Below are 13,131 nucleotides of genomic sequence, written 5' to 3'. Positions count from 1 at the left end.
CTTCATCCCATGTTGATCTCAAGTTTGGGGCTGACGCATGAATGTAAAAGGAAAATGTTGGATGTGTGCCTTGTGGAAACACAAGACAGACGAAATATGGGGTATTTGTAAAAACAAGAAAAGCCCGTTATGCAACGAAGAGACGCACCAAAGCGAAACTTGTGATGAATGGATCGGAGCATGAGATACCAATGACCACGAAAGCAACAAAACAAAACGCCTGCCCTTTTAATGTCGCCAAACAGAATCAGGGTGCAGGCAAAGAAGTATTGACCCCAGAGCCGGATAAAATCATCCCCTCTCTCGAAACTCTCTACATCGAAGGAATCAAAGACCTTCGCCGTGCTCTTTTACGCGTCCTGAGTACCGAAGACGCCGACACCGCAAAGGCCGCCGTCAGCTTCGCGTTAAATGTCGGCTGGAACGTAGTCAACCGCATCGAACTTATCAGAGCCGTAGAAGTCCGGCTTCCTGCACCTTCACCGCATCAGCGGGATAGATGCAACCTCCTCAGGTTGGTTTCCTCCTGCGGAGAAATGACTGGTGAGATCATCTACTCCCGCGTTATTGGCGCATTCGGTGACACTGTGATCCTGATCACTCAAAACCCGAAGAGCAATCATCCACCACTTATCCGGATCATGACCATTTCCGCAACCGGCAAAAGTCCTGTAGCTGAGTGGGACATCACGCGACCGCAGAACAGACGCAAAGCACCTGCCGCAATCATCGACGCAGAAGCAACGGCGGTGAACTTCGCATGAATGACAAGCCTCTCTCAAACCTTGCCCTCCGCATCTGTCAGGCACTCACCGCACGCTCCGAACTCACCGAAGACAGCATAACATCCCGCACGATAGAGGAAACCGACACCCGTATTGACATCATCACCTGTCTTGATGGTCTTGAATCCTGCGGCATCATCCAGTGCAAGCTTGATGAGGAAGAGGAGTATGTGTACTCCCTCTCACCGGTCTGGAAAGATCACCTCACCAAACAATGCAGCTGCGGCGGGTGTCATCATGAGTAAAATCATCCTTCCCTTCTCGCAGCAGATGCAGGCCGCCATCAAAGACGGGCGCAAATGCTGCACCTCACGCACTCATAAAAAAGGAGAAGCCGGCGACATCTTCAGCATTGACGGTCAGCTGTTCCGCATCACTCATATCATTGAGATGTACGCCGACAGTGTCGCCAAAGAACTCTATGGAGCCGAGGGCTTCAACTCCCCTGCCGGATTCATCGGTTGGTGGACGGCCAACAAAGGCAAGTTCGATCCGGTTCAGGTGTTGCAAGTTCACTTCTTCGCGGCGGTGCTACCGGTGCAGTCGGTAGGTTTCGTATCTGCGGCAAAGGTATGACCAAAAAACACCGGAAACTCAAGCGGCGAGTTAGTGATCTCGAACGCACCTTAGGACACGAACAGCGCCGCATAGACAAACTTGAAAGAATTCTGCGGACTCTCACTGAGTCAGACGACATAGGCTACGCCTGACCCCCCTCTCTCCACATAGACCATTCTAAACCATCCCTCTTTTTCCCGGACTATGAGCGAACACGGCACCATCACAAACAGCGGAGCGACCGCCAACCCCAACGGCATCCTTCCCATTTACGTTTATGCAGATACCGTTCACCGCAGGCAGCCCTTTGACATCGTCCCGCTTCTTTTCGAAGGTGCAAATACTATCCATATACGTAACGCCGCCGCAGCCGCTTACGGTATCGTTGAGAAAGGCTATGGAAAGCTCTATCATCACATTCTCAGGGTACTAAATAAGCTCGAAAAGTCCGGGGTTTGTCACAAGCAGAAAGGAATAATGTTTTTAGGAGGTTGGGACACACCGATTTATTTTTGGCGTTTAACCATTGCAGCAACCAACTTGATAAGGCAGGTGCAAATTTCAAACCCGCAGGAAAAGGCGCAAATAGGGTCTGAAACCAAAGCAAAACAGCCGGATAAATGGTACTGGGCACGCTTCCCCAAACGAACAAACCCTCTGCGGATCGACGCCTGCAAGCTCCTGAGAAACACCCGCTGCCGTGAACATCTCTGGATGTGGCAGCGGGAAAGCCGCTCATCACCGATCAGGCCGGAACTCCAACATATCATAGCCTGTGTCAAAAAACCCTATGACCGCTACATTCGGGAAATTAACAGTAAAGCAATTGTGCTCTGCCCCTACTCACAGCGGCAATCACCCGACAAAAGCAACCTCAAACTCCTTGAGTACAAAACCCGTTTCAACAGCAAAAGCAGACAGCTTGCCAACCTTGACACCTACGATAACGCATGGAATGAAAGCAAAAAATACTACAATCACGCCGTATTCCTCACTCTCACCACCGCGCCCGGCATGCATGAAAATGTCTGGATCGCAAACAGGCACTTCGCCGTAGCATGGAACCGGTACATGTCCCTTCTTACCAAACGAAACAAAGCAGCCGCAAAAACCGCCGGAACCTACGATCCCAAAAAATCTTATCGGCCAAAGTACATCTGCATATACGAATTCCAGAAAAACATGATGCTGCACTGTCACGCGATCCTCTTCGGCATTGATCGCATTGCCAACGACATACAGATATCTCGCGATTGGGAACAATGCGGACAGGGAAAAATCACCAAACAAATACCACTCATCAGGACGGTTGATGATAAATGGGAATGGGCACGCGGCAAACCTGCCGACGCCAAAGATGGAGAATCACCGGAAAAATACCTCAGAAAATATCTCAACAAAGCCGTTTATGATCATAAGGACTTTGAAATGTACTGGGCAATCAATAAAAAATTCATGTCGAAATCTCGAAATCTCGCTCCGTTTGGACATCCTGACGCGCCGGCACAAATACCGAAAAAAGAAAAACAGCACACCGAACCAATAGACTACATCAAAGACGATGACGGAATTGTAAAACCTGTCTACCGAGAACGAATCCCCGAACCTCCCAAAACACAACGTGATCCCGAATGGGCATACCTTGGCACCATCTCCGGCGGAGTATTCCCCCGCTGGCTTGAGACCATGTTTGATGCACGCAGCCGCCCTGCCTCGATCAGCTCCGGCGCTCCTTTGCCTGTAGCAAAGAACAAACATAAACCATACCACATTGGTTTTGTCCCTGCCTCCGCAATTATCACTGAAGAGAACCTCCCGCCGCAGCTCATCACCAACCTAATCCCCGCAGAACCCGACCGAACCGAATATGATAGGCAGCTGGCGGAAGAGACGCGGTTCATGGAAGAAAAACGCGCTCGTCTTAAACAGCGTAGCGGATGAAATCTTTATCATATCCCGTTACAAAATGTAACATCAATGATCCGCATCAACATCTCAAGGTGTCCGGAGCGGTGGATAAAAGAAGCACTGGACGAAGTATGCACCCCATACGAACTGCTCGACCTCATCGAAAAAAATAGAATTATAAGAAATTACTTGCATGAGACAAAGGCAATAGAGATTTATTACAGCTAAAAAACCTCACATCTCCTTTTTTTCAGAATTGAACGTCTCCCGTCCGGCCATAACATCCTTCGTAAAGTCTGCATACTGTGCTTTCTGGGCGAATTCCTCAAAAGCCTCATGCCGCTGCCGCTTCTGTTCCGCCCGCAGCTCATCACGCGCCTTCTTCTTCAGATAATCCAGAGTTGCCGGAATTATCAGAATCAGAATCGCAAGAACTGCCGCGCCAATCAGAACAAGAATGGCAAGACAAAGAATAAACGGTTCGCTTAACTCGATCACGGTTTTTTCACCTCCACAACCACATGAGCCGCAGGCACAGATAAACCTCAAAAACTTCGCATATAGCAGACTTTTTCAGATTTATATATCTCTCGTACAAAACAAACCAGCATGACCGCATACAGAAAATGCAACATCTGCGGAAACGTGTGGAGAACACGCGAAACCTCCCGCATCCCGCAGTGCAACCGCTGTCGCAGCAAAAGCAGCACCGCAACCACCGAAGAAGCCTACATCGAATACCGGAAAACCGCATCAGACCTGCCCGATGCACCAACCGAAGACAGTACACCACAAACCGATCAAGAACCCCGCACCGAAGAGCCGACACCAACCACCGACACCGAACTTCTCGATCCAGAAGTGGACATCTCCGCACTCATCGACGGAAAATCAAAAAACAGCGCAGACAACCCCAAACGTCACGTCAACATACCCAAAGAACTCCTCATCGCCGCAGCTGTTGGTGTTAGCGTCGCAATCATCGCAGGCGTCATCTACTTTCGTGCCCCCCGCGGTAACCGAGGGGCTAAAAGAAGCGTTCCTCAATCCGAAGAACAAACCGTAAAATCCGCCAAAAAAATCCATGTCTCAGGATTCAACTAACCATGTTTGACCGGCTCAAAACCATTCCTCAGGCACTCAGCGTCATTCTTGACATATCCAAAGCCCTTCACGACTACAACACAACCGGACTCTCCGGACGGCTCGAACTCGACGACCACACAGAAGTTATTTTCACCATCCGAAGAACGCCGACCACAAAACAGGCAAAACCATGACCGAAGAACCCGAAACCAAAAACATCACTGACCAAGTAGAGACCAAACCGACCAACGACAACCCCAAAACAAAGGAAAATACCAACACTCCGCAGCAAAACACCCATGACGGAGAAGATCATCCCTTTATGGCAGTCGTAGACATCGCAATCGACCAAAGCGTCACCTACTGCAGAGATCACGACATCCCCGAACCCAACCCCGCAGCATGGGAAAGCTTCTGCCGCCCCTGCATGAATCGTGCCCTCTGGCACTACTGCCCCGACTCCATAGAACCCGATCAGCCGATTCTAAACCTCATAATCGGTCTCTGCGGCCTCGGTCTCTGCTTCGCTCCGCCGATCCTCTACCTCGTGAAAGAAAAACTCGAAACAGACGACAGTACGCAGTCCGATGCACCAACCGAAGACAGTACACCACAAATCGAAGACGAACAAGAGGAAGAAAAAACCCTCACCTATGAACTTCCAGAAAATGATCTCCCTGCAAACAGACCAAAGCGCGTAGCCATTGGAGGAGAAGAGTGACAGAACCAACTCTCAACCTCACCAAACACATGGGAATCTTCGGATTCACCGGCAGCGGCAAAAGCATGAAAGCAGGCTGGATGTTTGAACAGCTGCGCAAACAAAAACGTCCCTTTATTCTCTTCGATACCAAAGTCAAAAACCACGTAGGCCTTTGTCAGATGAAAGGCGTAACCCTTCTGCAGATCGCTCCGGGCAAAACCTACAACTGGAAAAACGCCCTCAAAGCCTCCAAATACATCGTAGCAACACCGGTCAAAGAAACCAAAAGAAGCGACCTCATCGCGCAGTATGAAAAATTCGCCGAAGTAGTCTTTCAGACCGAAACAGCCCGAACCCTCGGCATTGAAGAGGCGCATCTCTGGAACCCCTCCGGAAACGTCGCAAACGAAATTCTCGAAAACATCATCCGCGAAGGTCGCGCCTACAACCAGAACCTCATCTGCATAGATCAAAGGATTCAGAGCTTCCCAAAAGACCTTTGGAGCCAATGCGCAACCTCTGTCATCTGCAAAATGGGAATCCCGCAGGACATAGAATACCTCACGCGCCTGATCCCCGACTTCGCAGAACAAAACCTCGCACTCCCTCAATACGGTGCGCTCATCTACGACCACACAACCGGACAAATAACCGGCACACTGCACCCCGATCAGATTCACCGCATCACCAAACATTACGGTTAATCCCCCTCAGCCGTGCAGCAAATCCCCTATCCCTCTTTTTTATCACTAAATACTCAACCGCCAAACAGGCAATCGGTGAATTAACCAAATGAACGTGAAAACAATTGGAAACGACATCGCACACCACCCTGCAGTAGCCATCGGCATTGCCTGTATCATCGGCGGCATTGCCATTGTAGGCGGCACTGCCGTAGTGAAAGCAATCCGGAAGTGAACATCATGGAAGGAGCAAAACGCACCCTTGACGAAGTACTCACCGCAAGTCACAAAAAAATTGACCTGCCGCTTCACAACGTCATCGACAAAATCGTCATGGATTATACCATCACGGTCACGGCAACCGCTGCCGAAACCATCAAGTACGCTGATCTCTTCAACGTCATCAAAGAAATTCGTCTTGTCAGTGACGGAAACATTGTACACTACAACATCAGCGGCCTTGACGGCATACTGATGAATATCTACGATCACGGAGAAGCAGGACTCATCCATCCGGACACTAACCTTGCCCTTGCAGCTGGAGTAAACAATGTGCCCTTTACCGTGCAGCTGGATCGCGGCGACGTCCTCGCAAACACGAAGCAGTCTCTTGATCTCACTCATGACCTCAAGACCAACCTCAACGCGAACCTCGTCATCACCGCGGTAAGAGCGGATGTTACCGTTTCTGAGAAAATCTTTGAAAGCAAAGCAGAATTTTTCGGAGTCTATGCCTACAATCCTGAGAAACGCGGCGAAAACGTCGATCTTGCGGCTGAACCAAACATCAGCGTTGTGACTAAAACTTTTGACGCATCCAACGAACCGCGGGATGTTTACGAACTCCCTGCAGGTGCCAACACCATCCGGAGAATTTTCTTCATCAGTTCTTCAATCGGTGACACTCCTGTACGTGCCGCGTCTGAGCCTACCAAACTTGGCGTTGATCTCAACATGAGCCGCCGCGTCAAAGCCTACAACATGAGATGGAAGACGCTTCAGAATCTCAATCAGGCAGATTATCACCTCAAAGCAGTTGCCGGTGTCGCTCTCATCGACTTCGGCGCAGAGTTCACCGGTGACGAGTTCGGCCTCCGCGGCTGGAACTTCCGCAAAGGTGATCAGACTATCAGCACATCCGCAGCTGCCGGAGGCGAACTGCGCATGATCATTGAACAGTACACCGTGAACACCGCAGTCTTCGACGCGGTCAGCGCCGTTCTTGAGGCCTGAACGGAGATAAGGCTATGTCCCTGTTCGCTGCGGTAAACTCCCTTTGGACGGGAATTAACGCAACAGCCACGCAGGCAGCCAAAACCATCTCCAATACTGCAACAACTCTATCTCGAAACATCAACTCAACCGCAACCAAAGCCGCAACAACGATTACTCAAACGGCAAACAACACCGTCAGGAATGTAAACTCAACCGCTGCGGCTGTGGTTGGCACCATTGCCAACACTGTCAACATCACTACCAGAAACGTAAATAACACGGTTGCCGCCATTAGCGGCACCGTAGCCAAAACAGCCGTCAACATCGGCACTGCCGGAACGCAGGCAGCCAAAAACATCTCTTCTGGGGCTGCATCCATTGCGGATAACACCGTAAAAACTTCCATAGCACTGCCAAAAGTGGTTATCAGTACTGCAAGTACATCAGCAGCAACCGCCACACAGGCAGCGACAACAATAGGAGCAGAAGCCGGGCAGCGGATCTCATCATTCGCCGCTCCGGTTTCAGTACCGATAGTTGCAAGTGTGGAATTCATCAAAACCGGTTTTGCCTCTGCTTCTGAATCTGTCGGAAACACAGTCGAAGGCATCGGTAAGAATCCTCCGGTTGTATCTGCTGTAAATCCGGTATCCGGAACTGTTGACACTGTAATTGATGCCCGCAATGATGCATACGAATCAGGCGACCTCGCCGCAACTGGCGCAGCTCTCGCAGGAGATATTCTTCTTCCGCTCGATCTCGCAAACGTTGTCAACAAGACGGCCACAGGCCGCGGCGAAGAACTGACCACGGAGGATTATGTTGGTGCGGCCATTGACACGGCAGCCATTGGACTCGGTGTTATCTCCGGAGGTTTGGGATATGGGCTTGTAAAAACAGCAAAAACAGGATTTAAAGGGGCTACAAAAATGAGCAAATTAAGTGGATTATCAAAGCTGCTCAAGAAAACGACTCCAAAAAAGGTAGTCGTAAAGAAAGCAGCACCTAAAACCACCACTGCAAAAACAGTGAAAACAACTACACCCGCAAGAACCGCAGCACCGAAGGCGGTGAAAACAACCACTCCAAAGACCGCAACACCAAAAGCTGCAGCTGCAAAAACACCGGTCAAGACCACCGCACCGGCAAAGGCAACCACTTCACCGAAGGTATCTTCAACCGCAAAACCGGCAGCAACCACTGTCCCTAAGAGGGGACTTATCGGCACACTCGCCGATGTTGGCAGTATCGGACTCACCGGCTTATTTGCATGGAGTATGCTTGGCGGCGGCGGAGCAGAGGAAGACGAGTACGTCTACGAGTCTGACGCTGCTCCAATGGAGGGAGGAGGACTCATCCCGGAAACAACACCCTATGAAGCTGAGGAGCCTTGGATTGAAACACCAGACGGTCAGTACTACGACAGTCCGATTCTTCCTGATGAGCTGCAGCCGCTCGAAGAGTTCGCCGAAGGTCTCGGCGGCTACCTTGAGGACGTTCCGGTAGTAGGTGACATCGCCGAAGCTGCACGCAGACGCGGTCTCTCCCTTCCCTTCCTTCTCGCCCTTGGTGCAGTCGCGTTCATTGGCGGTCGTTGGGTCTGGAAAAAGTACAATACAGGAAAGAAACCGACAAAAACACCGGTCAAGACCACCTCCGGAAAGAAACCAACAAAATCCGGAGGTAAAACCAAGAGAGGAAACGCGGCATGATGAAAATCCCAATGCCCAGAGCGCTGAAACAGACTTCTGCATCACTCATCAAGAGCGGCGCAACCTCGCAAACCGTCCGGACAAGTCAGTCCGGATCGGTCGGCGCAAAGGAGGCAGCGGTGAAAATCACCCGCTCCTTTGGAATGCCTGCGGCTGTTGGTGCCGGTGCTGGTATCGGCATTGCCGCAGCCGGTGCAGGAACCTCTTCGGCTCTGGGAAACATCGGAAAGACCGGTAGTAAAGGAGTGGCCGGCATTATCATGATCGCCGGCCTCGCCCTCATTGCCGTGTACGCCGTCCCGAAACTCATGCAGGCGGTGAAATAACATGATGTTTGAAATAACCGACGCACTTCTTTGTGCGATTCTTGGAATTCTTCTGGCAATCTATCATCAGCTGGGCGGTATCAAAATGCTGCAGAACTGCATGATCGGCAGCCTGAACGAAGTTCGCGGGAAGCTCGGTCTCGCCCCATTCCGCGGCGGAGATGTGGAGGGATAACACAATGGCATTCGTATCTTGTGATCAGCTGCTGAAAACAGCTGACGAACCAACAACCGAAGAAAAAACCAATGGAGGACTGTTAAAGTATGTCCTGTTATTTGGTGCAGGTATTACCGGAGGGTTCTTTGTCTGTTTTTTACTTAGGAGGAAAAAGTAATGGTATTCGGCTTATCAGATCTGGGGAAATTGCTCTGCACGAACTTTAAGACGCTGTTTTCCCTGCTTAATGGCGAAGCATTTTCCGATGACCTTCTTCTTCAGTTTCCACAGTCCACAACGGACAGATCACTTGCGGCAGGACAAGTATGGAAATACAGTTCTTCAGCCGGTAGGCGGTTAAAATGCCTCATGGTCACGGCTCCAAATGGGGTACTTGTCGAAATCATGAAAGACAACGATGTGATCGCGTGGTTCCTTGGTGAATCTGGCTGTCTTCCTCTGAAGAATGGCATTGCAATCAACGACTACACGATTCGCGTAACGAACACCAATACCGAGGCGGCGGAATGGAGCTGCCGGATGGTATTCTACTAAAAAAGAGGGAAAAAAATGACAACAGTTATTCAAGGATCATTTGACGCTCCGACTATCATCTCGAAGATAGTGGAGGGTTTAACAGCAACGGATGATTTTACACTCATCGACGAAAATGCAGTTGACAATTTCAATCAAACAGGATATTGTTTGCAGCACGTCCCCACAGGACAGTATGTAACATTCATTCACGGGAAAGCATTGTTTGCAGATTACGGTTCAAATATTAATAATCTACCAAGATATACTCTTGGAATCAGAGTTATTTTCTCTAAAGAATGGGATACAGCCACACACACATACTCAGGAACAACAATGAGAGGTTTTATCCCATTCTACGCCCGTGGGGATGACGTAGACCTTACCACTCTCTCAATGCTGGTTAGTCCAAATGTGTTTTCTACATCACTGTGGATCGACAAATACGGAATCATCATGACAGTCCAAAACACCTATTCGTATGGTGTTGGTGTTTTTGCAGCTCTTGAATTTTTCCCAAACACGTGGGTAGAGTATGATGATGCTGAAGAGTGTCCTGCTGTCCTTTATTGTAAACGAAGCGGAGATGCATGGAGCAGTAGAGCACCAATTGGCATGACTCACACAAATCGTCCTGCCGACGGTCATCCTGCTGAGGGATTCTTCTACATTCGTCCGTATCGTTTTGCTTGCCAGACTTACGCAAGTAATGGAAACACTCTTGCAGGTCTTAACCAACACGAAGGCGCATTCGTGGAAAGAGAAGCGTATCGCTCCGAAGCGAACAACAAAGTGTACTTCCAGTTCCCAAAATATGAGAACGATGTAGCTTCAGCGAGAAAGCCTTATGCGGAAACACGACGTTGGTTCAAAGTTTCTGTTACCGGAGGATTACAGATTGGAGATATTCTCTCATGGGTGGACTCTGGGGGCACGACGCACAAATTCATTGTTGCTGTCGTGGATGGAAGTGGAATGTATTGTGCAATTCCCTACGAATCTGCCTTCGATTATGCAGTATCCCCTAAGCAGTAAGAGGTGATTGAGATGACAGTGTACACCACTGTTCTTCACTCATTTCCTCCTATGGACATCTCTGAGATATATCGCGGTGCAACCTATTCAGCAGTAACAGACATTGCTGAAAATTCAGGAGAGGGACGGCAGAGAAGTGAGAGAGAAACAGCAAAAACAACACATCAAGCAAAGGCAGTAAAAACAGATTGGTCTGCTGGAAATCCTTTCTCTACGCTGACAACATTACCGCGCCCGATGGACATTTCTGACATATATCGCGGTGTAACCTATTCAGCAATTACGAACATTGCCGAATGTTTAGGAGAAGAGCGGGAGAGAAATCAGAAAGAGACAGCAAGTACAACTCTGCAGTGCACCGCCAACGTGAATGAAGAAACGATATATCTCATCTGGGAAGCAAGAGCTGCTGTGCAGCAATCTGCAACGGTTTCAGCCACACCTTACAGAGGTATGACCTATGATGCTACCCGATCATCATTCTGTGATGCAGGATGGATCCCAAAAAAATACCCACAACTTAGTGGTGACGGTTCCGAAAAAAATCCATATTTGATCCGAACTGCGGAGGAATTGCGGAAAATTCGGAACAATTTGTCTCAACATTTCATCCTGATGAAAGACATTGACTTAACGTCATGGGGGTATTGGGAGCCATTAGGTACAACTGCATCACCGTTTACAGGTTCATTCAATGGAAATGATCACAAAATTACAGGGTTGTTAGTAAGTTCATCAAACAGCGGTCTCTTTGGGATTAACTCAGGCACAGTAATGAATCTCACCGTTTCAGGCGAGATTTTCGGAGAAATGGCGGGACTGATTACTGGACAAAACAGAGGAACAATTGCCTATTGCACGGTTTTTGGTAGTGTATTTTGCCTTGATAACTGTTCTACCGGCAATGTCGGTGGTATTGCAGGAAGAAATAACGGCTCTGTCCTTTACTGTTCAGCATCAGGAACGGTAACGCTCTATGATAGTCGAAACGTGGCAGATGAGGGTTGTTCCGGAGTTCTGGTTGGATACAACGGTTCATCAGGTATTATCGCTTATTCCGCTTCACATGGCAATGTTTACGGAGTGCAGCACACTGGAGGTTTACTCGGCCACAATGACGGAATAGTCAGCGACTGCTATACAACCGCAAATGTACATGCAACTCGAACAAATACCGGTGGAATCTCAGGATGCAATCATATATCACGAAGTGTCATTCAAAATTGTTATGCCCGCGGAGATGTTGTTGGTAAATCGTCAGTTGGCGGTATTTCCGGCATGAATCATGACGGCGCAAAAATCATTTCCTGCGTTGGAATGAATGATTACATCAATGGTTCCTCATCAGTGGGGTTAATTGTCGGATACAATGCATCTACGGTGTACAACACATATGTCGGTGGAGAAGATGTAACCGACGAAGAGCTGCAATCTCCTGAGTTCTATGTTGATTATCTCGGATGGGACTTTGAAAACGTGTGGATATTTGATAAATCGAAATCGAAATATCCTATCCTTCGATGGGAACTCCCAAAAATGAAACAAACCATCGATCTTTGGGACTGGAACCTTCGCGGCGTGTATCCCGTTGCTGATCGCGGCCTGATGTGGGGTTACTGGGGAATGAAGTTAGGAAATCGTCCATGACAACAAAACCTATTATCTCACCCTTCCCATTATCTGATATCATGCAGGCGATGGATCAGAGACCACAAAAAACGAGTATCACCGTCTCGACGCGTACTAAAGAGCGTGTCTGCTCCAGAAAACGCGGCAATCAGACCTATGATGATGTTCTTGAGCAGATGCTGAATATTTCTGATATCGGAGATGAAGGAAAGGCATCTGGGGTTGTATTCTTGTATTCTGTACCAATTGGTGCAGATAACGAGATGAAAAAATTAAAATCACCTCTGCCTCTCCTGCTTCATGTAGATGAGAAAAACGGCTTCATTGATCTTGCAAATAACGAGTTTAAAATTCTTGTTTCCTGTAAGACCTTGGAGGAGGGATTAGAAGAAGCAGGATTGCAGTTCTCCGACAGTTTCGACGAGTATAACGATCCAAGTATCCCTATGACAACAGCCGCCAAAGAATTTGGCAAAAAACTCAGGAGTGCGGTGTGGTTGTAATATGGTCGTTCTGAAAGCTGATGTAGTCAAAAAGGTATTACAAAAGAAGGGTTTTGCTCCCGTATCCGGAAAACAAAAGCATCCTCGGTTTACGTTCTTTGATGAAGGAATCCGGAGCACCGTAACGACGCACATGAGTCATAATAATCAGGAAATCAATGATTTTCTGCAAAGTCAGATGGCAGAACAAACCTATCTCTCAAAAGCTGAATTTCTTGAGATGATATCCTGCACAATCGGACATGATGAGCTTGTCGCCCGTTATGTCACTCTCGGCCTTCTTCAGAAAGACTAACT

General features: G+C 48.8%; 20 protein-coding genes. 19 read left to right on the top strand and 1 reads right to left on the bottom strand.

Going from position 1 to position 13,131, the window contains the following annotated elements:
- The first annotated feature begins 191 nt into the window (after window positions 1–191).
- The 4 genes from McpCs1_RS07060 to McpCs1_RS07045 all read left to right on the top strand — a co-directional run bounded on the left by McpCs1_RS07060 (window position 192) and on the right by McpCs1_RS07045 (window position 3,284).
- Entirely contained in the window at window positions 192–764 is a 573-nt protein-coding gene (locus tag McpCs1_RS07060) for a hypothetical protein (RefSeq protein WP_338096553.1), read from the top strand.
- Window positions 761–1,030, top strand: coding sequence for a hypothetical protein (locus tag McpCs1_RS07055; RefSeq protein ID WP_338096552.1), 270 nt, complete (start codon window positions 761–763; stop codon window positions 1,028–1,030). The genes McpCs1_RS07060 and McpCs1_RS07055 overlap by 4 nt, the downstream gene beginning before the upstream one ends.
- Window positions 954–1,361, top strand: a complete 408-nt coding sequence (locus McpCs1_RS07050; RefSeq protein ID WP_338096551.1) for a hypothetical protein — start codon at window positions 954–956, stop codon at window positions 1,359–1,361. The genes McpCs1_RS07055 and McpCs1_RS07050 overlap by 77 nt, the downstream gene beginning before the upstream one ends.
- A 186-nt stretch (window positions 1,362–1,547) precedes the next feature.
- Window positions 1,548–3,284, top strand: coding sequence for a rolling circle replication-associated protein (locus McpCs1_RS07045; RefSeq protein ID WP_338096550.1), 1,737 nt, complete (start codon window positions 1,548–1,550; stop codon window positions 3,282–3,284).
- A 201-nt stretch (window positions 3,285–3,485) separates the two neighbouring features.
- Here McpCs1_RS07045 and McpCs1_RS07040 read toward each other — a convergent pair whose 3' ends face one another.
- Complete coding sequence (locus tag McpCs1_RS07040; RefSeq protein WP_338096549.1) at window positions 3,486–3,749, bottom strand: hypothetical protein; 264 nt, start codon at window positions 3,747–3,749, stop codon at window positions 3,486–3,488.
- 111 nt (window positions 3,750–3,860) lie between these two features.
- Between McpCs1_RS07040 and McpCs1_RS07035 the strand changes: the two genes are divergently transcribed.
- The 15 genes from McpCs1_RS07035 (at window position 3,861) to McpCs1_RS06965 (ending at window position 13,129) form a co-directional block, all read left to right on the top strand.
- Entirely contained in the window at window positions 3,861–4,355 is a 495-nt protein-coding gene (locus tag McpCs1_RS07035) for a hypothetical protein (RefSeq protein WP_338096548.1), read from the top strand.
- Between the two features lie 2 nt (window positions 4,356–4,357).
- Window positions 4,358–4,531, top strand: a complete 174-nt coding sequence (locus tag McpCs1_RS07030) for a hypothetical protein (RefSeq protein ID WP_338096547.1) — start codon at window positions 4,358–4,360, stop codon at window positions 4,529–4,531.
- On the top strand, window positions 4,528–5,058 hold the full coding sequence (locus tag McpCs1_RS07025) for a hypothetical protein (protein WP_338096546.1): 531 nt from the start codon (window positions 4,528–4,530) through the stop codon (window positions 5,056–5,058). Before McpCs1_RS07030 ends, McpCs1_RS07025 begins: the two co-directional genes overlap by 4 nt.
- Window positions 5,055–5,744: a helicase HerA domain-containing protein gene (locus McpCs1_RS07020; RefSeq protein WP_338096545.1), complete on the top strand. Its 690-nt coding sequence runs from the start codon at window positions 5,055–5,057 to the stop codon at window positions 5,742–5,744. Before McpCs1_RS07025 ends, McpCs1_RS07020 begins: the two co-directional genes overlap by 4 nt.
- Window positions 5,745–5,832: 88 nt before the next feature.
- Window positions 5,833–5,958 carry a hypothetical protein gene (locus McpCs1_RS07015; RefSeq protein ID WP_338096544.1) on the top strand — a complete coding sequence of 42 codons (126 nt, stop codon included), beginning with the start codon at window positions 5,833–5,835 and terminating at the stop codon, window positions 5,956–5,958.
- 5 nt (window positions 5,959–5,963) lie between these two features.
- Window positions 5,964–6,956 carry a hypothetical protein gene (locus McpCs1_RS07010; RefSeq protein WP_338096543.1) on the top strand — a complete coding sequence of 331 codons (993 nt, stop codon included), beginning with the start codon at window positions 5,964–5,966 and terminating at the stop codon, window positions 6,954–6,956.
- Between the two features lie 14 nt (window positions 6,957–6,970).
- A complete protein-coding gene (locus McpCs1_RS07005; RefSeq protein ID WP_338096542.1) occupies window positions 6,971–8,650 on the top strand; it encodes a hypothetical protein in 1,680 nt (559 codons plus the stop codon).
- Window positions 8,647–8,976, top strand: a complete 330-nt coding sequence (locus McpCs1_RS07000; protein ID WP_338096541.1) for a hypothetical protein — start codon at window positions 8,647–8,649, stop codon at window positions 8,974–8,976. The genes McpCs1_RS07005 and McpCs1_RS07000 overlap by 4 nt, the downstream gene beginning before the upstream one ends.
- Before the next feature lies 1 nt (window position 8,977).
- A complete protein-coding gene (locus McpCs1_RS06995) occupies window positions 8,978–9,151 on the top strand; it encodes a hypothetical protein (protein ID WP_338096540.1) in 174 nt (57 codons plus the stop codon).
- 4 nt (window positions 9,152–9,155) lie between these two features.
- Window positions 9,156–9,311: a hypothetical protein gene (locus tag McpCs1_RS06990; protein WP_338096538.1), complete on the top strand. Its 156-nt coding sequence runs from the start codon at window positions 9,156–9,158 to the stop codon at window positions 9,309–9,311.
- Entirely contained in the window at window positions 9,311–9,688 is a 378-nt protein-coding gene (locus tag McpCs1_RS06985) for a hypothetical protein (protein ID WP_338096537.1), read from the top strand. Before McpCs1_RS06990 ends, McpCs1_RS06985 begins: the two co-directional genes overlap by 1 nt.
- Before the next feature lie 15 nt (window positions 9,689–9,703).
- Window positions 9,704–10,702 (top strand): hypothetical protein, encoded by a 999-nt coding sequence (locus McpCs1_RS06980; protein ID WP_338096536.1) that lies wholly within the window; start codon window positions 9,704–9,706, stop codon window positions 10,700–10,702.
- Window positions 10,703–10,714: 12 nt separating this feature from the next.
- Window positions 10,715–12,349 carry a GLUG motif-containing protein gene (locus McpCs1_RS06975; RefSeq protein WP_338096535.1) on the top strand — a complete coding sequence of 545 codons (1,635 nt, stop codon included), beginning with the start codon at window positions 10,715–10,717 and terminating at the stop codon, window positions 12,347–12,349.
- Window positions 12,346–12,834 carry a hypothetical protein gene (locus tag McpCs1_RS06970; RefSeq protein ID WP_338096534.1) on the top strand — a complete coding sequence of 163 codons (489 nt, stop codon included), beginning with the start codon at window positions 12,346–12,348 and terminating at the stop codon, window positions 12,832–12,834. Before McpCs1_RS06975 ends, McpCs1_RS06970 begins: the two co-directional genes overlap by 4 nt.
- Window positions 12,835–12,967: 133 nt before the next feature.
- Entirely contained in the window at window positions 12,968–13,129 is a 162-nt protein-coding gene (locus McpCs1_RS06965; protein ID WP_338096533.1) for a hypothetical protein, read from the top strand.
- Window positions 13,130–13,131: the final 2 nt, after the last annotated feature.

Source organism: Methanorbis rubei (assembly GCF_032714495.1).
Taxonomy (GTDB): Archaea; Halobacteriota; Methanomicrobia; order Methanomicrobiales; family Methanocorpusculaceae; genus Methanocorpusculum; species Methanocorpusculum rubei.
The sequence above is the reverse complement of the archived record's forward strand: the minus strand, read 5'-3'. Positions and strand labels throughout refer to the sequence as shown.